Consider the following 18,984-nt stretch of genomic DNA (forward strand, 5'->3'; position numbering starts at 1 on the left):
GGAAGATGGATATGAAGAAGATCTGGTGCTGGATCACAACCTTTGCCCTGATACTGGGACTGTGTACCCCGCTGGGGGGGATCGTCCCCACAGCAGCGGCGGAAGGCTCTCCCGCCGCTGAGGAATTCGTCCCCGAGGAGGAACCCGCTGCTGAGGAAGACCCCGCCGCTGAAGGTGAGCCTGCCGCTGAGGGTGAGCCTGCCGCTGAGGACGAGCCCGCCGCTGAGGAAGACCCCGCCGCTGAGGGTGAGCCTGCCACTGAGGACGAGCCCGCTATCGAGGAAGTGCCTGCTGCCGCGCTGCTGTCTGCCAACGCCACGGGTACCCTGTACGCGGGCACCTGGGGAGACAACATCACCTGGTCGATCAAGGACGGGATACTGTCTTTGTCCGGCGAAGGCCCCATGGATGAGGCAGATGCATTTTCCTGCGACCTTTCCCCGGAGTACACCATTAACCACACCAATGACGGCGTCAGCTTCGTCCCTTACCCATGGAGCATAGACTATTACATCTCCCAGGAGCTCGACGCCGAGCCGGCAGCGTTTTCCAGTGTAGTCATCGGAGAGGGCATCACCTCCCTGGCCGTCGGCGCCTTTTATGACTTTGATCTGGAATCCATCACTCTGCCGTCGACCCTGACGGCCATCGGGGACTTCGCCCTGGCGGAGAACCCCGCCCTGGGCGTGGTATCCATTCCCGCAGGCGTTACGCAGATCGGGATGTACGCCTTCCACGCCACGACAGCCAACGCCGAAGCGGAATCCTTTGATCTGACGCTCCCCGACAGCGTGAAGACCATTGGTGCCTTTGCCTTCTCTGAAAACCGCTACACAGAAATCACCCCCAACAGCGGGCTTTTGTCCATCGGGGAAGGGGCCTTTTTCAATGGCACAGAGGAGGAGAACCCCGCCATGCGATTTATCCCGGTGCCCGCCAGCGTGCAGGAGATCGGTCCCGGCGCCTTCTGCACCGCCGCCGTGGGCATCTTCGTCGAGCCCGGAAACCAGTATTACACCAGTGTATGCGGACAGCTCTACAATATCGACAAGACGCTCCTCCACACCCGCCCCAGATATTACCGGCCCAGCGAGTGGACTACCGCACCGGACTACGCGGAATCCCTGCTTATACAGCCGAAGGTGATCGGCGAATACGCCTATTCCTGCTCGCCTATACTGACGCAGGTGGAAATCCCAAGTTCGGTCCGGGAGATCCAGGACAACGCCTTTGCAGACTGCACCGCCTTGGAAAACGCAACCTTTGAAGAGGGCAGTCAGCTCCTCTCCATCGGGAATGCCGCCTTTTTGGGCTGCCCCCTGTCCGCCATGGAGGTGCCCGACGGCACGGAAACCATCGGTGATTACGCCTTTTGGGGCTGCCAGTTCACCAATGTGTACCTGCCCGACAGCATCACCAGCCTGGGCTGCGGCGCGTTTTTAGACTGCGATCAGCTGGAAGCGATCTCTCTGCCTTCGACTCTGGACCGCATCGCTCCGGAGTTGTTCTCGGGGTGCAATCAGCTGGAGTCTGTGACCATGGGAGAGGCCATCATCTCCGTGGGGGAAAGGGCATTCTATGAATGCACTGATCTTTTTGCCCTATTAATGTCCAGCAGTGTGAAATCCGTGGGAGACGAGGCCTTTTACAATTGCTCCAACCTGCCCAGCCTGTCCTTCCCAAGCGGCCTTACCTCGATCGGCGAGAGTGCCTTTGAGGGCGCCGGCCTGGTGGAACTCTCTTTGCCCGATACGGTCACAGCGCTGGGTGTGTATGCCTTTTCCGGCTGCCCCATGACCCGGGCGCGCCTGTCCGCCGGCCTGACCAAAATTCCCGGCTGGGTGTTTTACAACTGCGAAAACCTGACGGGGCTCACTGTCCCCGCCGGCGTCACCTCCATCGGGGAACAGGCCTTCTCAGGCTGTACGGCTCTGGAGACGATTTCCCTGCCGGAGAGCGTCAAGACCATTGAGAAGTCCGCTTTCTCCGGCTGTACCGTTTTGACGGCGGTGACCATCCCCCAGAGCGTCACCTCCATCGCCCCATATACCTTCCGCGACTGCGCCGCCATGGCAGAGCTGGCCATTCCCGAGGGGGTCACCAGCATCGGAAAGTACGCCTTCTCCCGCTGCACCCGGCTGCGCTCCCTGGAAATGCCCAAGAGCATGCGCTCCGTGGACATCTGCGCCTTTGAAGAGTGCGCCAGCCTGGAGAAGGTGACCTACAACAGCACCTGCGCCGCCTGGGACGAGATCAATATTGCCGAAGAGGGCAACCAGGATCTTCGCTTTGCCCTCATCACCTGCACGGACGGGTTCTACGGCGTGGGCAGCGTCGAGCATATCCCGGAATTTGCGTCCGTAGATATTGTCACCCCAAATGCCCCTTCCAGCAGCTTTGTTCCCCTCTATAGCCCTGCTACATACTACCTGACCCTGAGCACGGCCGACTGGGAAAAGCTGATCGCAGAGCACGGAGACCTTCTGGGGGATGTGGATGAGACATTACAGACGGCCCCCTTCGCCGGTCATCTCACCGCCTATGCCTCCGGAGAGCGTCTTTTTTCCGTAGTGGGGCTCACCGCCTATCCCTCACAGCGTCAATTGGAAGTTTATGTAGACGCACAGCACCTCTCTGCCGCTGTCTCGCCCAACGATACGGTCAACGTATACCTCAGCGGCGGCGGGGAAGTGCTGGCCCGGGCCACCCTCACCGCCTCCCATATTCAGCAATGGTCCTTTGCAAATTACAGTTCCAATATCCCCTATGACCTAGTTTCCTCCCTGCTCGGAAAAGTCAAGGCAAAGCTGCTCAAAGACAAACTTCCCGAAGGCCTGGGCAGCGACGGACTTTGCTTCGGTATGGCCCTGACCGCCTCCCTCATCAATGCCGGTGAGATCCCGGTCTCCCTCTTCGGCTGTGTGGCCTTAGACCAGGTCCAGAAAGATGATACCCTGGAGGGCGTCCCCAGCCGTTTGGAAGATCGCCCCTACGCCGACATGACCGCTGACGAACTGATCAAGATTTCACATGTTCTCCAGCACTATCCGTCTGTACAGCAGCAGCTGAAGGATCATTACGGCGACTATGCCGATCTGGTGGAAGCCATCGACCGCTACAAGCGCGGAGAGGGCTGTATGCCACTGATCTACATGAAAGGCAGAAACGGCGTCATTCATGCTGTCTGCGCCTACGATTATCAATACGAGAAAGTACTGGAGGCAGAGTATCTGCTGATCACCCTCTATGAGAATTCGTTTCCCCTCCAGCCGAAAACGATCCGCATTCAGAATCCCGACACACCGGATGAATCACTCTGGAACTATGTGGAAGCCGGCAATAATTATATCGGCAATTCCAGTACCATCACCTTTTTAGATCCGTCCAGTCCCTCCCTCAATATCACGGCTTCCGAATTCGCACTGCTCAACGCCAAGGAACAAGTCAACCTGACCACCCACAACCTTCTCGCAATCCCCGTCTCTATGATTGCAAACGACGCTGGCGCGGGCACCGCAGGGGCACCGTCCACCACCTGCTGGCTCTCTGGTAGCGGAGCAGTCATTCTGGAGGAGCTAACCTCGGACGCAGAGGTCTCCCTGGCGGACGACTATGCCTCCTATACCATCCGCCAGGCCGAGACCGGCACGTTCCGTCTGACGGACGGCGAGGTCACCCAAGCCCAAGCCTCCGGCGAGGCGGTGGAGCTCTCCTGCGAGTACTACCCCAATGACGGCGACACTCTGGTCCGCGTCACGTTCCAGGGCTCCTGTGCCGAAGGGGCGTCCGCCTCCCTGACCTATGACCCTGGAACGCAGACCGTGGACCTCACCGGCGTCGGACAGGGCACCATCACCGTCACCTACGACGACGGCAAAGACACTACAGAGGATCCCACCTGGACCCAAATCGTCTCTAGCGGCACGGTGTCCGTCACCGGCAACGGTTCCACCGCTCCCGAGATCGACAGCGATGCCGGTACATCCAGCGGTCCTTCCTCCGGTGGCTCCTCTTCCGGCGGTTCTTCCTCTAGCGGATCTTCCTCCAGTGGGGCAGCCATTCCGGAATCCGGCCCCACCTATGCCGACGTGCCTGCCGATTATTGGGCATACACAGAAATCGAATGGGCCAGCAGTAGCGGTTATATGCGGGGAACTTCTGTTTCCACCTTTGCTCCCGGCGGCACCGTCAGCCGCCAGCAGGTGTGGATGATCCTGGCCCGGATGGCTGGGGCCAAACCCGCCGACATGGCGGCAGCCAAGGCCTGGGCGGTGGCAAACGGGATCTCCGACGGGACAAATCCCGGCAGCCCCGTCAGCCGCCAGCAGTTGGCGGCCCTCCTGTACCGGTACGCGGTGCAAAACGGCATGACGGCCGTGACGATGGAGGAAAACCTCTCCAGGTTCCCCGACGCACAAAACGTGAGCAGCTATGCCGTCCAGGCCATGAACTGGGCCGTGGGCCAAGGCATCATCACCGGCACCTCCGACGACCTGCTCAATCCCACCGGTCCTTCCACCCGCGCCCAGCTGGCGGTAATGCTGTACCGCTGGCTGGCCTAAACGGCAAAATTCCAAGCGAATCAACCCCCGGCGTCCGAGAGGGCGCCGGGTGCTTTTTGTGTGGGAGCACCTGCCGGGACAGACATCTACAAGGACGAAACACTCAAAATTCACGTCACTGTAAACAAGATAGAGGATCTTTGGAAAGCCAAAAACACAACGGGCGTTTTGGAAAGAGCCATGGGATAGTGTTGGGCTGGGGCCAGGCTGAACAGCAGATCAGCCAGATTGGCCGCGCCGGTCACGGTGTACCCCACTTTCTGTGAACCGGTGTAGGCCACTGCCGCAGTCGGGAGCAACCCCAGCATCATGACAACTGCCAAAAACAGATTTATAATTTGTTCCTTCATCGTCTCTCTTCTTATTCAGATAATGATCGGGAGCATAGCTGGTTTAAGTACATCATCCGACATAAAGTGCCGCATTTTCCCAAAATCATCCAAAATTTTTGCTGGACATCCGGCATATGGGATACCATATTAGGGGATACACCTACTATGGATATGTTCCAGACTTCTTCGTAAAGTTCCTTTCGATATGATATCGAAGAGAGGGGTTAAATACCGGATAGGTTCATTCTTCACTTTTAAACAAAGAGTTTGGCTATCATGCAGAGGAGCGCGCCACAGCCTCGCCATGGTGCGCTCCTCTGTATTACAATTGCTCCAGTCACTCGTCCAAAGGACCTCCCGGAGATCCGGATGGCCGTGCCGATGCGTACACGCTTGAAGAGCCCTTTCTTGACCAGCGCACAGGCGGATGACCGCCCGATGGGAAGGATCGCTGCGATCTCTTCCACCGTACAGGCACAGGTCTGAGACCGCAACTCTTTTTTTACTGTCCCGTGGTGTTTCCCCCTGAAAGGGCAGCGGGGGAAACATGAGAGATCACTCGGCGAAACCGCGGTAGAGGAAGGTGACGATCTGACCGCGGGTGCAGGTCCGCTCCGGAGAGAAGGCGGTGCTGCTGGTGCCGTTGGTCACACCGGCATCCACCGCCCAGTCCACGGCATCAGAGGTCACATCGGTAAAGCCGGCGTCAGGGGCGCTGGGGCTTCCGCTGTAGCGCCACATGAACTCCACAGCCATCTCCCGGGTACAGGGCGCATTCGGGGAGAACGTGTCGCCGCTGGCCAGGCCGTTCTCCTTGGCCCAGCGGGTGGCGTAGGCATAGTAGGCGCTGTCGGCCACGTCGGTGAAGTTATCATCGATGCCGCGATTCGGCGCCCCGGCGGCTCGCCACAGGAAGGTGATGATCTGACCCCTGGTGCAGGTCTGGTTGGGGCTGAAGGTGGTGGCGGTGGTGCCGTTGGTGATGCCCTCTTTTACGGCCCAGGCCACGGCGTCGGCGTAGTAGGCATCGGCGGCCACGTCGGTAAAGCCGGTGGGGGCAGCCGTGCTGCCGCCGATGACGGCGGTGGTGGCCGGGGTGCCGTCGGCATAGCCGTAGCCCTGGAAGGACATACCGCCTATATCCTGGTAGATACCGAAAATCAGAGGCGTACCGTCCTTGTCGGTGGCGGGCACCTTGGAATAGGGCGAGAGAGCCGTCTGCTCCGTTGTATACCAGAACGCGGGGAAGCCCTGGTTATCCAGCTTTACGCTGCCGCCGTAGTAGGCCTCTTCGCTCACGGCATCCAGATCATTGTAAGAGATGCCCCGGGCCGTCAAGGAGCCGCTGCGCATGATCAGGCGAGGGACTGTACTGCCGACGGTCACAGTGGCATCCTGGATGTCCAGGTAGGTACAGTCGACGGAGCCCCAGACGTCCAGGCTGCCGGTCCCCCGGATGGCCAGGGTGCTGATGTCATAGCCGTATCCGACCCACATGGTGACGCCCTGGGTAATGGTGTTCGTGGTGCCCGGCGTCAGGTACACGGTGGCCTTCACGGTGCTCCCAAGCGCGTGGACGTTGAAGCAGCCCTCGAAGCCGCTGAGGGTCAGAGTCTGAGTGGCAGCAGACCAACTCCAGCCCTTGCCGCTGGAATCCTCGTCCATATTGTGATAGCAGATGTCATCGCTCACGCTCTGTCCGTCGTAGACCCAGATCTGATTCTTGGTCAGGTCCTGGGCGGCGAAGGCCGAGGTGCCGAGAGCGGCGCAGAGACACAAGGCAGTCAGCAGGGATAAAACGCGGGTTTTCATGGTACATCGCTTCCTCTCTTTGTCCATTTTTATACCGAACATGGAACCCATGATCAGGCCAGGGACCGGGGCGGCCGCCGCGAAGGCGCCTGTGCGCAGAAAGCGGCGGGGATGCAGGCAGCATCTCCACCGCTTTTACATGGACGTTCGGGGAACAGGAGACGGCCGGATGCCGCTGCGCTCGGACGTATTCATGCACAAATTTAACGATTTAAAGGATTATCGCGATATAGTTACAAAATATCACAGGCCGGGACCGTTGTCAACCCATACTGGGAAAATGCTCCAGCCGTGCGTCGGGCCTGGAGGGCTGATGTCTGTGGTCTGCGCGGCGCCCCGATCTTGACTGACTTCTGGAGCATTCAAACAAGATGAAACAGCGGCCTTTTCGTTGCTTCTTCAACAGTCCGTCCGGCGCAGCTCCTGCAGAGCCTTCGTTCGGTGCCGCTGAACGGCGCTCCGGGACACCCCAACGAGACTGCCGATCTCGCCGTTTGCCAGTTCCAGAGTGCAGTGCAAAATCAAAATGCTCTGCGACCTCTGCGGCAAAGCGGAGAAAACCTCGGTCAACGTAGCACTTTTTAAAGGAAATGCAACGAACAACACCAGTCTCAAAAAGTTTTTTGTTATATTTGATTTAAAAACTCATACAGACTGTCTCGGTGTGGGGAGACAACTCGTGGTCCACATACACCGCATCAAAATCGCTCATTTCCTCCCTTCCCTCGGGGTTTTATAGACGCCGCCCGACCTGCTGGCCAAGATGCTGTTGACCAGATCCTCTTTATTCACATATCTGCGGATTGAGCGCTTTTGCGGACTCTTAGATGCGGAGATTGCGGCGCTCTTTTTCCAGCCACTGCTGCATTTTTTCATTGGTCTCACTCCTATTTTTTGATACGTGCTTTGTGCATCCGCCGTGCTTTGTGCATCCATGTTTCCGGCAGACAGCATCCCCCTTTTTGACTACGTAGTTCTCTTTGAAATGAAAAGGGGCACCGGATCGGTGATTCTCTGAAACCACCAATTCGGCGCCGTGCCGTAATATTTGTATATGAATTTTCAAAAAACAGCGCCCTTTTAGCTCTCAAAAAAGGCATCGGCATTCAAACCGACCTTGATACCATCATAAACGCTGTTCAAGTCCCCCCCAGTTCCATGAAAAAGCGTCAGGCGATTTATTGGAAAAACCATTTTTGAAATAAAAAAAGCCGCAACACTCTGATACCCTAAGCTTACAGGCTAGGAGATTCAGATTGTTGCGGCTTGATGGAGCTAGTGGGGTGACTCGAACACCTGACCTGCTGATTACGAATCAGCTGCTCTACCGACTGAGCTACACTAGCATCAATATTCATTTAAGCGGAGGCACTTTTAGGCGAAGGAAAGTATAGCATATTTTACACGTAGCGTCAACACCTATTTCCCGGGCCGCTGGTTCCGCAAATCCCGCCTCCTTTTGATTACAAATCGTATTTTTGAAGGTTTTCCTGCAATTTTCCCTCTGTCATTTTGTAGATTTTTTGTTCTTTCACAGAGAAAAGCACCGATCCCTTCCCATGAAAGCGCCTGTTTTACCCTGTTTCAGTCGACGTTTTTTGTGGTTTTTCCCGATCATTTTTTCTATTCTCTTTGCTTTTTCCATCAAATTACATTTACATAATTTTTTAAATAACCAGGCACTACAACGAGTTATTCACATTTTCCACCAGGTTTTCAACATTTAATTTTTCTTTTATTTTCAATATAATTTTCAATTTTTTCTAAAATATGGAATTCTCTCTATCCCTTTGTTCTCCTTCTAGAAAATTGCCAATTATTTTACATAAGATTTTTTGCCTTTTGACTTTCTCCATATTCTTTTTCATTTTCCTCTGGACATCTCTTTTTTTGCATCGCTTTTTCGAATGGTCTGCAAAAAAAGCAGGAATTCTGTCTTTTCCGGCTGCCGTTCCGGGCAAAAAAACAAGCGGCCAAACGGCCGCCTGTTTTATTCGGAGATGTCCCGGGTGGCATAGGCGTTCAATTCCATGCCCGCCGTGTGGCCCGCCAAGTACTCATAGTACCCCTGGGCGCCGATCATGGCGCCGTTGTCGCCGCACAGCCGCAGGGGCGGCAGATACAGCTTGTACCCCGCTTTGGCGCAGGCCCGCTCCAAGTCTCCCCGGATCACGGAGTTTGCCGCTACGCCGCCAGCGGCGGCAATGATGGTACGGCCGCTCCGGCGGGCTGCTTCCATGGCCCGGGGCACCAGAGTGTCGCTGACAGCCTGGGCAAAATCCCGGGCCAGGGCCGCCCGGTCCAGTTCCTCCCCCACCTGCTGGGCGTGGTGGGCCAGGTTCACCACCGCCGTTTTCAGTCCGGAAAAACTCATGTCCAGCTCCGCCCCGTCCACATGGGCGTGGGGCAGATGGTACACGCCGCCCTGAGACTGCTTGGCCAGGGCATCCATGGGGGCGCCGCCGGGATAGGGCAGGCCCAGCACCCGGGCTGCCTTATCAAAGCACTCCCCCGCCGCGTCATCCCGGGTGGACCCCAGGATCTCCATATCCGTGTAATCCCGCACGTCCACGATCAGCGTGTTGCCGCCGGAGATGGCCAGAGCCAGGAAAGGCGGCTCCAGCTCCGGAAAGGCCAGATAGTTGGCGGCGATGTGGCCCCGGACATGGTGAACCGGGATCAGAGGTACCCCCAGGGCGCAGGCCACAGACTTGGCAAAGCTCAGTCCCACCAGCACGGCGCCGATGAGGCCCGGGGCGTAAGTGACGGCCACGGCGTCGATGTCCGAACGGGTGCAGCCCGCGTCCCGCAGGGCCTGCTCTGTCAGGGCGCAGATCGCCTCCACGTGCTTGCGGGATGCGATCTCGGGCACCACGCCGCCGTACAGCGCGTGCATATCTGCCTGGGAGGCAATGGCGTCAGAGAGGACCGTACGCCCATTTTCCACCACCGCCACGGCGGTCTCGTCGCAGGAGGACTCAAAAGCCAGGATCTTCATGGTTTCGTCATCTCCTCATTCGTTCCATGCCACTTTATCCAGCGGCGCTGCATCAGGCTGCCGGGGAATGCGGACGTATTTCGCATATTTCTCCGGGGAGAACCTGCGCAGATAAATCGTTCTGTGCGCCTCCATAAGCTGCTGATCAGGCAGCGGCTCCGCCGACCAGTACAGAGTTTTGTACGGCACGCCGAACATCTCCGTATCATATCCGGCAATCCGGGCGCCATTGCGGTCGTAAAAGCCAAGGCGCCGTTCCGCCATAGCCGGGTCCGGCGCAAAACGAGGTTCCTCGCTCTCTCCGAGGATCACGGTTCCCCGCTCCTTCTCCTGCATTTTCTCCAGAATCAGTGCGCCGGTCCCTCCGTTGCGGTAAGCAGGGCTCACGCACAGATAGTCCAGCAACGCCCAGCCGGGCTCCCCCAGCCACAAAAAGCACTCTCCGATGATCTTGTCCCCGTCAAACAGACACCAGGGGCGATAGACCCCATCATCCAGCATCCGGCGGATAATGTGCAGCGGCTTCAGCTCCGCCGCAGGAAAGGAAACCCGAAGGTCCCGCTCATACAACATCTCCAGCTGCTCCAGATTCGGCAGTCTCAGTTCCATAGTCAAACTCCTTCGTCATGATGATGGCATCCTCCCGGGGATGCTCGTAGTAGTTCTTCCGCCGGCCCACGGACCGGAAGCCCAGCTCCCCGTACAGGGCGATGGCCCCGTAGTTGGAGGCGCGGACCTCCAGGGTCAAAAAGGCCAGGCGGTTGCCCCGGGCAAAGTTCAAAAACACATCCAGCAGCTGGTGTGCCACGCCCTGGCGGCGGTACTCCGGCCGTACGGCGATGTTGGTGATGGTGCCCTCGTCCAGCACCACCTGGAGCCCGGCATACCCGGCCACCCGGCCCGCATCATCCAGGGCCACCAGAAAGGCGGACAGGGCGTTGTCCAGCTCCTCTGCCAGCATGTTCCGGGACCAGGGGTCCGGGAAGCAGATCCGCTCCAGCTCCGCGATCTCATCCAGGTGGTCCGCCGTCATGGGCACCACCCGCACGTGCATTGCTTGTCTCATTGTTGATTCCTTTCCGCCTCCGGCGACGCCGAGGCACGGATGTACAGGGCGATGCCGCCCACGACGGCGGCGCCGCACAGAAGGGTGGCCCCGCCGGGGCGCTCGCCGAAGATCAGCAGGCCCCACACCGCCGCCAGCACCGGCTCTAGCAGCTTGGCGGTGGAGATAAAGGCCGCGGGCAGGTACTTGAGCCCCCAGCTGAACACGTTGTGGCCCAGCAGGGTGCAGCACACCGCCATGCCCAGGGCCGTCAGGAAGTTGACGCCGCCGTGACCCGTCACCGGCGTGCCGCTCATAAGAGCCGCCGCCAGCAGCGAGGCCGACGCGGACAGATACACCAGGAAGGTGTACACCTCCGTGGACAGTCTCCGGCGGCAGACCGCGCCGATCATGGTGTAGACCGCCACCGCGGCCGCGCCGGACAGGGCGATCAGGTCCCCCGTCAGGGCGCCGCCTCCGGCGCTGTCCCCCATGGCCACCACGGCCGCACCGCAGAAGGCCAGTGCCACGGCGGCCCAGGCCTTTCCCGGCAGCCGCTGGCCCAGCACCGCCGCGGAGGCCAGGGCCACGAACAGCGCCTCCGTATCCACCAGCACCACCGCCGCGGCGATGGAGGTCCGCTCCAGAGCCGCGAAGTAGGCGGTGAAATGGAGACCCAGAAACACTCCGCTGACCAGGCACAGCGCCACGTCCCGGCGGGTCAGGGCCGCCAGCTCCCGCCGCCGGACCAGGACCGGAACGGCCATGATGGCGGCGGAGAGGGCCATGCGGCACAGCGCCAGCACCAGGGCCGGGGCCGTGGACCAGCGGGTGAACACGGCGGAGAGGGACGCCCCCGCCACACCCAGTAAAATCACCAGCTTTTTCATCCCGCCGCCTCCAGGATCGCGGAGGCGGTCTCCTCCGACGTCAGGGCAGTGGTGTCCAGCAGCCGGACGCCCAGGGCGCCGTACAGCGGCAGGTAGGCGAGGCTCCGCTCCAAAGCGTCCGGGGCACGCAGTCCGGCAGCCATGTCCCTCTCCACCCGGGCCGTCAGGGCCTCCGGGGAACAGGTCAGCGCGGTCTTTACCACGGCGCAGCCGCCCGTGTCCAGCCGGGACAGCAGCTCCTCCCAGATCTCCCGCCGGTGCAATACCCAGCAGAAGAGCACATGGTCATAGGCGGAGCAGCGGAGGAAGTTGTTCAGTACATGGGCGATGTTGTCCAGCACCATGGCCTTCGTCTCCTCCGTCACCTGGAAGGGATGGGCGTCCCAGCACCAGTCCCCGTCCAGGAACACGCTGCGCTCCAGCCTCTTTTGTAAACACCGGCAGGCGGCCGTCTTGCCCACACCCATGGGCCCGCCGATGAGATACAGACGCTTCATCCCTTGGCCTCCAGCCAGTTGCGGCCCCAGTGGGCCTCCGCCGTCAGGGGCACGGAGAGGGAAACCACCCGCTCCATCTCCTCCTCCACGGCACGGGCCACAGCCTCCGCCTCGGCCTCGGGGCACTCCACGATCAGCTCGTCGTGGACCTGGAGCACCAGCCGGGCGGCGGGGTGCTCCGCCTTCAGCCGCTTCCACACGGCGATCATGGCCAGCTTCATGATGTCCGCCGCCGTGCCCTGGATGGGCATGTTCAGCGCCACCCGCTCGCCGAAGGAGCGGAGATTGAAGTTGGAGGATTTCAGCTCCGGCAGCTCCCGCCGCCGGTGGAAGATGGTCTCCACATAGCCGGTCTCCTTGGCCTTTTCCACCACGGCGTCCATGTACCGGCGCACGCCGGGGAAGGTGGCGAAGTACGCCTCCATATAGTCCTTGGCCTCGGCCACGGTGACGCCGATGTCCTGGCTCAGGGAGAATGCGGAGATGCCGTAGACGATGCCGAAGTTCACCGCCTTTGCCCGGCGGCGCATCTCTGCGGTCACGTCGGCCGGGTCCACGTGGAACACCTTGGCCGCCGTCTCGGCGTGGAAATCCCCGCCGGAGAGGAAGGCGGAGCGCATGGCCTCGTCGCCGGAGATGTGGGCCAGGAGCCGCAGCTCGATCTGGGAGTAGTCCGCGTCCACCAGGACACAGCCCTCGGCGGGAATGAACATCCTCCGGATCTCGCTGCCCAGGTCCGTCCGGGTGGGGATGTTCTGGAGGTTGGGCTCCGTGGAACTGAGGCGCCCGGTGGCCGTCACCGTCATCTGGAAGGAGGTGCGGATCCGGCCGTCGCTATCCAGCGCTTTCAGAAGGCCGTCGGCGTAGGTGGATTTCAGCTTGGCGAACTGCCGGTACTCCAGCACCGCCCCCACGATAGGGGCCTCGTAGCGGAGCTTTTCCAGCACATCGGCGTTGGTGGACCAGCCGGTCTTGGTCTTTTTCCCGTGGGGCAGGCCCAGCTTGCCGAAGAGGATCTGGCCCAGCTGCTTGGGGGAGTTGATGTTGAATTCCTCACCGGCCATGTCGTAGACGGCCTTCTCCTGGGCGGCGATGCGGGCGGAGAGCATCTCCCCGAAGGCCACCAGAGCCCCCTTGTCCACCCGGCAGCCGGTCCGCTCCATCTCCGCCAGTACCCGGCACAGCGGCAGCTCCGCCGTCTCAAACAGCTCCCAGAGCCCCTTCTCCCGGAGCCTGGGCGCCAACGCCTGGTACAGGCCGTCCACGGCGGCGGCGTAGCTGTCGAAGCTGGCCTCCGCGGCGGCCGCGTCCCCCAGCAGGGAGAAGGCGTCCTTGTCCAGGTACGCCGGCTTAGGCAGCTCCGCGTTGAAATAGGCCACGTACAGCCGCTGGAGATCGTAGCTGCCCGCCGTGGCGTCCAGCAGATAGGCCGCCAGGGCCGTGTCGAACACGAAGCCCTCAGCGGGAAGTCCGTTTTCCAGCAGCAGGCCCATCAGGTCCTTCACATTGTGGGAAACTTTCCTGATATCAGCGGAGAATAGGGCGCCCAGCAGGGCGTTCCAGTCCCCCTGGTACTTGTCAAAGAACAGCTCCGCCGTCACGGCGCTGTCCGCCCCGGTCCCGCAGACCACCGACACGCCGGTCAGGTCCGGCAGGGCCAGCAGCGACACATGGTCCGCCTGCCGCCAGAGGTCCAGCAGTTTTTCCGCCTGTCCGGGCTCCGCCACCTGCTCCACGGTCACGGTGAAGTCCGCGGGCGCCTGCGCCGCTTCCGGCGCCGCCTCCGCCGTCAGGCCCAGCTTTTCGATGAGCTTGGTGAACTCCAGCCGCAAAAACAGTGGGTACGCCTCCGGCCCGGGAGCGCGGACCAGGTTGTCCTGGGGGCGGAAGTCCAGCGGCGCATCGGTGACGATGGTAGCCAACCAGTAGGAGTGCCGGGCGGCCTCCTCCCCCGCCGCCAGCTTCTTGATCGCGGCGGGCTTGGCCTCCACATCCGGCATGGCGGCATACAGCGCGTCGATGCTGACATACTTCTGGATGAGATCCATGGCGGTCTTTTCCCCCACGCCGGGGACGCCGGGGATGTTGTCGGAGCTGTCCCCCATGAGGGCCTTGAGGTCGATCATGTGGATGGGATCGAAGCCATATTGCTCCCGGAAGGTCTCGGGGGTCATGTCCTTGGTGGTGGTCTGCCCCATGCGGGTGGAGACCAGCTTCACCTTGGTGTGATCGGTGATGAGCTGGAGGCTGTCCTTGTCGCCGGTGACCACCACGCAGTCCCAGCCGTCCGCCTCGCACCTGCGGGAGATGGTTCCGATCAGGTCGTCGGCCTCCCAGCCCGCCAGCTCGTAGCGGGGGATGTTCAGCGCGTCCAGGGCCTCCTTCAAAACCGGCACCTGGACCCGCAGCTCCTCGGGCATGGGCTTGCGGGTGGCCTTGTAGGCGGCGTCCGCCGTGTGGCGGAAGGTGGGGGCGTGGACATCGAAGGTGACACACACTGCGTCGGGCTGCTCCTCCTCCCGCAGCCGCAGCAGCGTGGTGAAAAAGCCGAACACGGCGTGGGTGTACAGCCCGTCCCGGGTGGTGAGCGGCCGGATGCCGTAGTAGGCCCGGTTCAGGATGCTGTTGCCGTCGATGACCATGAGCTTCATATGTGCGCCTCCCCATTGGAATTTCACAGATATTATAGTATACCCCATCCGGCGCCCCAGCGCAAGGCATTGCGGCACGCTTCCGGACATGGTACAATGCCGGAGAACAGAACGTGTGGAGGGTTAATCATGGGCAGTGTGATCCTGTACGGCAGCCAGTACGGCTCTGCCAGACGATACGCGGAGGCGTTTTCCCGCATGACAGGTTTCCCCGCGGCTAGCTTCGGGGACGGTGCGGACCTGTCCGCCTGCGAGCGAGTCATTTACTTCGGCGGGTTGTACGCAGGCGGGGTCAAGGGCCTGCGGCAGACCGCCGCGGCGCTGCCGCCGGACACCGCCATGGTCATCGTCACCGTGGGCCTGGCCGACGTGTCGGACCCGGAGAACATCCGCTCCATCCGGCGCTCGCTCCGCCGCCAGGTGCCGCAGCGCGTCTGGGACCGCGCCATCCTGTTCCACCTGCGGGGCGGCATCGATTACAGCCGCCTGAGCCTCCGGCACCGGGCCATGATGGCCATGCTGTACCGGCAGGTCAGCCGCCTTCCTGCGGAAAAGCAGACCGCCGAGACCCGGGGGATCCTGGAGACCTACGGAAAGGCGGTAGACTTTTTCGACAGCGGCGCCCTGCTGCCCATTCTGGAGGCCGTCCGCTGACCGCCGGGCCCCGTCTTGACGAACGGCGGATTTCTGGTACACTGTATCCAGCACGGCCCGCCCGTCGGGCCCCGCAAAGGAGAGACCATGAAACACCACAATACCATTCTCAAAGCCGCCCGGGCTCTGGAGCTGGCGGTGGCGGCCGTCATCCTGGCGGTGATCGTCTGCGGCGGCGCGCTGCTGCTGTGGAACACCGGCAAGGCCCTGCTGACCGAACCCGCGTCCTTCAGCCTGGGGAATTTCTTCTCCAGCGCTCTGCTGCTGGTGATGGGGCTGGAGTTCGTCAAGATGCTGGCGCTGCACTCCGCCGCAGCCGTCATCGACGTGCTGCTGTTCACCATCGTCCGGCAGATGATCATCAGCCACAGCGGCGCGTTGGATACGCTGCTGGGCGTGGCTGCCGTGGCGGCCATCTTCGCTGTGAAGAAGTTCCTCCGGACCCCGGAGGGTGAGGAACACCCGGAATGCTGAAAAAGATGAGAGATACCCGACATTTGGGCATCTCTCGTCTTTTTTCCTTTATGTCCTGGCCAGCTTCCTCCGGGCCGCTGCCGTGATCCGGGCGCCGGCCCAGCCCAGCACCGCGCCCAACAGCGCGCCGCCCAGCACATCGGTGGGCCAGTGGACGTAGAGGTAGAGCCGGGACAGGGCGATCACTACCGCCAGGGCCAGGGCCGCCCACCGCAGCCACCTGGGCACGCCGCCCGCCAGCCACAGGGCCGTCACCGCCGTGAAGGAGGCCGCGGTGTGACCCGAAGGGAAGGAGGCGTCCCCCGGCGGCGGGACCAGCAGGTCCACGGCGGTATTCACCGCGCAGGGCCGAACGCGGCCCACCAAGGGCTTTAAAAAGCCGTTGCACACCGCCAGGTCCAGCACCAGAGCCAATGCCACGCAGGCCCCCGCCCAGCGGTATTTTTTTGTCAGCAGCAGCACCGCCGCCAGCAAAATCCAGATCTCCCCGTGGTCGCTGAGCCGGGTGATCGCGGGCAGCACTGCGTCCAGAAAGCCGCATCGCAGCGTCTGCTGGATCCAGTCCAGAATGGCAAGCTCCACCGCCTGCATATCCTCTCTCCTTTCCCAATTCCCGGCGCAAGAAGGCCGGGCTGCGGTCAAAATCCGCGCAGATTGCGGTTATTATAGCACAGCCCCACCGGCACGCATAGGGAAATTTCGCCGCAGAATATACAAATTTTGCATCTTTGCCGGCAATGGCAGTTGACACCGCCTCCGGAACATGATAGGATACCCTCAAAATTGGATCGCTGAGATAGAGGCGCGAGGTCCATCAGTACCCCACGGCAAGGCCAGGCAGCCGCCGCAGGGAAAAGGGGACATCGCCGAAGTGCTTCGGACCTGCCTGGGTCCGGGGTGCTGGGCCGTCGGGAAAGACCCGCCGGACTGTCACAAACCTTTGTGAAGCGCTATCAATGGCTGTCGTCGGAATCACTGCGTCATTCCGCCTTCTCCATGGACCGCTTGACAGAGCGGTCCATTTTTTCGTCCCCTCCCCCACGGCGGCAGCGGAGGAGACGGCGCGTCCCGCCGCCGCAAAATCCGGAAATTGGAAAGGTGATTGAAATGAAGAAGTTTTTGACCCTGCTCATGGCCCTGGCCATGACCCTGTCCCTGGCCGCCTGCGGCGGCAGCGGCGACACTGCCGCTGAGGACACCACCGCTGACGCCGAGACTGAAACCAGTTCTGAGACCGGCACCGAGACCGGTGAGATCGCCTCCGGCGTGGAGGACGGCGTGCTGACCATCGCCATGGAGTGCGCCTACGCCCCCTACAACTGGACCCAGAGCGACGACTCCAACGGCGCCGTGCCCATCAAGGACTCCAGCGAGTTCGCCAACGGCTACGACGTGATGATGGCCAAGAAGATCTGCGAGGCCAACGGCTGGGAGCTGGAAGTGGTCCGCACCGACTGGGACTCTCTGGTGCCCGGCGTCCAGTCCGGCATCTATGACGCCGTCATCGCCGGTCAGTCCATGACCGCCGACCGCATGGAGCAGGTGGACTTCGCCGGCCCCTACTACTACGCCTCCATCGTCTGCGTCACCAAGTCCGACAGCGCCTTTGCCGGCGCCCAGGGCATCAGCGATCTCTCCGGCGGCTCCTGCACCGCTCAGATCGCCACTATCTGGTACGACTCCATGCTGCCCCAGATCGAGGGCGCCCAGATCCAGCCCGCCGCCGAGACCGCTCCCGCCATGCTGATGGCCCTGGAGACCGGCACCGTGGACTTCATCTGCACCGACATGCCCACCGCCATGGGCGCCGTGGCCGCCTATCCCGACATGAAGATCCTGGACTTTACCGACTCTGACGACAACTTTGCCGCCGACGAGGGCGACATCAACATCGGTGTGTCCGTGATGAAGGGCAATACCGTCCTCAAGGACGCCATCGACAGCGTGCTCTCCACCATGACCGTGGATGACTTCAACGCCATGATGGACGAGGCCATCGCCATCCAGCCCCTGAGCGAGGGCTGAGCCCAACGCTGATCCCCGAGGCGGGGGACGTCTGCGCGTCCCCCGCCTCGAGACCCGTCGGAGGGGGGACCGCTTCCCGGCCCCTCCTCCGATGCGCCTCACACATCATATTAAAAAGGAAGGGAGCCCTCCCTCATGGATCGATTCGTACAACTGGGCGCCGACATCGTCAAGCTCTGGCAGCGGTGCGGCGGCGACTATCTCAACGGCATCAGGAACACCATTGTCCTGGCCCTGGTGGCCACAGCCATCGGCTGCATCATCGGCCTTGTCTGCGGCATTTTGAACACCATCCCCTGCGCCAAGAACGACCCGCCCGTCAAGCGCTTTGTCATCAAGCTGATCCGGGCCATCGTGCGGATCTACGTGGAGGTCTTCCGCGGCACGCCCATGATGCTCCAGGCGGTGTTCATCTACTACGGCCTGCCCTATTTCACCAACAACGCGGTCCAGTGGCCCAGCGTGTGGGCGGCGGCGATCCTGGTGGTGTCCATCAACACCGGCGCCTACATGGCCGAATCTGTCCGCGGCGGCATCATCTCCATCGACCCCGGCCAGACCGAGGGCGCCAAGGCCATCGGCATGACCCACGTGCAGACCATGACCTCTGTCATCCTGCCCCAGGCCATCCGCAACATCATGCCTCAGATCGGCAACAACCTCATCATCAACATCAAAGACTCCTCCGTCATGTTCATCATCTCCTTCACGGAGTTCTTCGCCGCCCACCGGGGCGCCGTGGGCGCCACCTACCTGTACTTCCCCTCCGCCACCATCGAGATGGTCGGCTACCTGACCATGACGCTGATCGCCTCCTTCCTGCTGCGGTGGGTGGAGCGGCGCATGGACGGCAGCAGCGACTACGAGCTGGTCCAGGACGACCAGCTGACCATGGCCGCCGGGACGTACAACCATCCGGACCGGGGCACGCCCTTTGACGAGCGGCACCTGGAGACCCAGCAGGAACAGCAGCAGCTGGACGCGGAGCATCGGGAGCGGACTCGTCAGGAACTCAAACACGGACGGAGCAGGGGGGATCGCTGA

Annotated in this window: 15 protein-coding genes, 1 tRNA gene and 1 pseudogene; 5 read left to right on the plus strand and 12 right to left on the minus strand. The window is 61.4% G+C overall.

From position 1 onward, the window contains the following. The first annotated feature begins 11 nt into the window (after nt 1-11). Nucleotides 12-4,562 carry a leucine-rich repeat protein gene (locus KFE19_03355; GenBank protein QUO38562.1) on the plus strand — a complete coding sequence of 1,517 codons (4,551 nt, stop codon included), beginning with the start codon at nt 12-14 and terminating at the stop codon, nt 4,560-4,562. Between the two features lie 110 nt (nt 4,563-4,672). Here KFE19_03355 and KFE19_03360 read toward each other — a convergent pair whose 3' ends face one another. The 11 genes and pseudogenes from KFE19_03360 to polA form a co-directional block, all read right to left on the minus strand. After that, nucleotides 4,673-4,912 carry a hypothetical protein gene (locus KFE19_03360; protein QUO38563.1) on the minus strand — a complete coding sequence of 80 codons (240 nt, stop codon included), beginning with the start codon at nt 4,910-4,912 and terminating at the stop codon, nt 4,673-4,675. 236 nt (nt 4,913-5,148) lie between these two features. Next, nucleotides 5,149-5,388, minus strand: a complete 240-nt coding sequence (locus KFE19_03365) for a helix-turn-helix domain-containing protein (protein QUO38564.1) — start codon at nt 5,386-5,388, stop codon at nt 5,149-5,151. Between the two features lie 61 nt (nt 5,389-5,449). Further along, nucleotides 5,450-6,706, minus strand: coding sequence for an S-layer homology domain-containing protein (locus tag KFE19_03370; GenBank protein QUO38565.1), 1,257 nt, complete (start codon nt 6,704-6,706; stop codon nt 5,450-5,452). Nucleotides 6,707-7,105: 399 nt separating this feature from the next. Beyond that, nucleotides 7,106-7,270: pseudogene (locus KFE19_03375) on the minus strand (sigma-70 family RNA polymerase sigma factor). 706 nt (nt 7,271-7,976) lie between these two features. Then, a tRNA-Thr gene (locus tag KFE19_03380) sits at nt 7,977-8,052 on the minus strand. A gap of 644 nt (nt 8,053-8,696) precedes the next feature. Beyond that, nucleotides 8,697-9,704 carry a tRNA (adenosine(37)-N6)-threonylcarbamoyltransferase complex transferase subunit TsaD gene (tsaD, locus tag KFE19_03385; protein QUO38566.1) on the minus strand — a complete coding sequence of 336 codons (1,008 nt, stop codon included), beginning with the start codon at nt 9,702-9,704 and terminating at the stop codon, nt 8,697-8,699. A 15-nt stretch (nt 9,705-9,719) separates the two neighbouring features. After that, nucleotides 9,720-10,313, minus strand: coding sequence for a GNAT family N-acetyltransferase (locus KFE19_03390; GenBank protein ID QUO38567.1), 594 nt, complete (start codon nt 10,311-10,313; stop codon nt 9,720-9,722). Beyond that, a complete protein-coding gene (rimI, locus tag KFE19_03395) occupies nt 10,267-10,770 on the minus strand; it encodes a ribosomal protein S18-alanine N-acetyltransferase (GenBank protein QUO38568.1) in 504 nt (167 codons plus the stop codon). Before rimI ends, KFE19_03390 begins: the two co-directional genes overlap by 47 nt. After that, nucleotides 10,767-11,639: a DMT family transporter gene (locus KFE19_03400; protein QUO38569.1), complete on the minus strand. Its 873-nt coding sequence runs from the start codon at nt 11,637-11,639 to the stop codon at nt 10,767-10,769. Before KFE19_03400 ends, rimI begins: the two co-directional genes overlap by 4 nt. Further along, nucleotides 11,636-12,136 carry an AAA family ATPase gene (locus KFE19_03405; protein ID QUO38570.1) on the minus strand — a complete coding sequence of 167 codons (501 nt, stop codon included), beginning with the start codon at nt 12,134-12,136 and terminating at the stop codon, nt 11,636-11,638. The genes KFE19_03400 and KFE19_03405 overlap by 4 nt, the downstream gene beginning before the upstream one ends. Further along, on the minus strand, nt 12,133-14,787 hold the full coding sequence (gene polA, locus KFE19_03410; protein QUO38571.1) for a DNA polymerase I: 2,655 nt from the start codon (nt 14,785-14,787) through the stop codon (nt 12,133-12,135). Before polA ends, KFE19_03405 begins: the two co-directional genes overlap by 4 nt. A gap of 129 nt (nt 14,788-14,916) precedes the next feature. Between polA and KFE19_03415 the strand changes: the two genes are divergently transcribed. Both KFE19_03415 and KFE19_03420 read left to right on the plus strand, forming a co-directional pair. Further along, nucleotides 14,917-15,441, plus strand: coding sequence for a hypothetical protein (locus KFE19_03415; GenBank protein ID QUO38572.1), 525 nt, complete (start codon nt 14,917-14,919; stop codon nt 15,439-15,441). A gap of 87 nt (nt 15,442-15,528) precedes the next feature. Beyond that, the gene (locus KFE19_03420) at nt 15,529-15,915 is read left to right on the plus strand and encodes a hypothetical protein (GenBank protein QUO38573.1); all 387 of its coding nucleotides are present in this window, start codon (nt 15,529-15,531) and stop codon (nt 15,913-15,915) included. 48 nt (nt 15,916-15,963) lie between these two features. Here KFE19_03420 and KFE19_03425 read toward each other — a convergent pair whose 3' ends face one another. Further along, complete coding sequence (locus tag KFE19_03425; protein ID QUO38574.1) at nt 15,964-16,506, minus strand: phosphatase PAP2 family protein; 543 nt, start codon at nt 16,504-16,506, stop codon at nt 15,964-15,966. Nucleotides 16,507-17,022: 516 nt separating this feature from the next. On the opposite strand from KFE19_03425, the gene KFE19_03430 reads away from it, so the two are divergent. Then, nucleotides 17,023-17,940 carry a transporter substrate-binding domain-containing protein gene (locus KFE19_03430; GenBank protein QUO38575.1) on the plus strand — a complete coding sequence of 306 codons (918 nt, stop codon included), beginning with the start codon at nt 17,023-17,025 and terminating at the stop codon, nt 17,938-17,940. A 135-nt stretch (nt 17,941-18,075) separates the two neighbouring features. Continuing rightward, nucleotides 18,076-18,984, plus strand: a complete 909-nt coding sequence (locus KFE19_03435; GenBank protein ID QUO38576.1) for an amino acid ABC transporter permease — start codon at nt 18,076-18,078, stop codon at nt 18,982-18,984.

Origin of the sequence: Dysosmobacter sp. Marseille-Q4140 (assembly GCA_018228705.1) — a bacterium.
Lineage (GTDB): Bacteria > Bacillota > Clostridia > Oscillospirales > Oscillospiraceae > Oscillibacter.

What these genes read in the sequence shown, in the direction of transcription:
- KFE19_03355 (QUO38562.1), top strand. Translation starts at nt 12, where the DNA reads ATGAAGAAGATCTGGTGCTGGATCACAACCTTTGCCCTGATACTGGGA.
- KFE19_03360 (QUO38563.1), bottom strand. Translation starts at nt 4,912, where the DNA reads ATGAAGGAACAAATTATAAATCTGTTTTTGGCAGTTGTCATGATGCTG.
- KFE19_03370 (QUO38565.1), bottom strand. Translation starts at nt 6,706, where the DNA reads ATGAAAACCCGCGTTTTATCCCTGCTGACTGCCTTGTGTCTCTGCGCC.
- tsaD (QUO38566.1), bottom strand. Translation starts at nt 9,704, where the DNA reads ATGAAGATCCTGGCTTTTGAGTCCTCCTGCGACGAGACCGCCGTGGCG.
- KFE19_03390 (QUO38567.1), bottom strand. Translation starts at nt 10,313, where the DNA reads ATGGAACTGAGACTGCCGAATCTGGAGCAGCTGGAGATGTTGTATGAG.
- rimI (QUO38568.1), bottom strand. Translation starts at nt 10,770, where the DNA reads ATGAGACAAGCAATGCACGTGCGGGTGGTGCCCATGACGGCGGACCAC.
- KFE19_03400 (QUO38569.1), bottom strand. Translation starts at nt 11,639, where the DNA reads ATGAAAAAGCTGGTGATTTTACTGGGTGTGGCGGGGGCGTCCCTCTCC.
- KFE19_03405 (QUO38570.1), bottom strand. Translation starts at nt 12,136, where the DNA reads ATGAAGCGTCTGTATCTCATCGGCGGGCCCATGGGTGTGGGCAAGACG.
- polA (QUO38571.1), bottom strand. Translation starts at nt 14,787, where the DNA reads ATGAAGCTCATGGTCATCGACGGCAACAGCATCCTGAACCGGGCCTAC.
- KFE19_03415 (QUO38572.1), top strand. Translation starts at nt 14,917, where the DNA reads ATGGGCAGTGTGATCCTGTACGGCAGCCAGTACGGCTCTGCCAGACGA.
- KFE19_03420 (QUO38573.1), top strand. Translation starts at nt 15,529, where the DNA reads ATGAAACACCACAATACCATTCTCAAAGCCGCCCGGGCTCTGGAGCTG.
- KFE19_03425 (QUO38574.1), bottom strand. Translation starts at nt 16,506, where the DNA reads ATGCAGGCGGTGGAGCTTGCCATTCTGGACTGGATCCAGCAGACGCTG.
- KFE19_03430 (QUO38575.1), top strand. Translation starts at nt 17,023, where the DNA reads ATGAAGAAGTTTTTGACCCTGCTCATGGCCCTGGCCATGACCCTGTCC.
- KFE19_03435 (QUO38576.1), top strand. Translation starts at nt 18,076, where the DNA reads ATGGATCGATTCGTACAACTGGGCGCCGACATCGTCAAGCTCTGGCAG.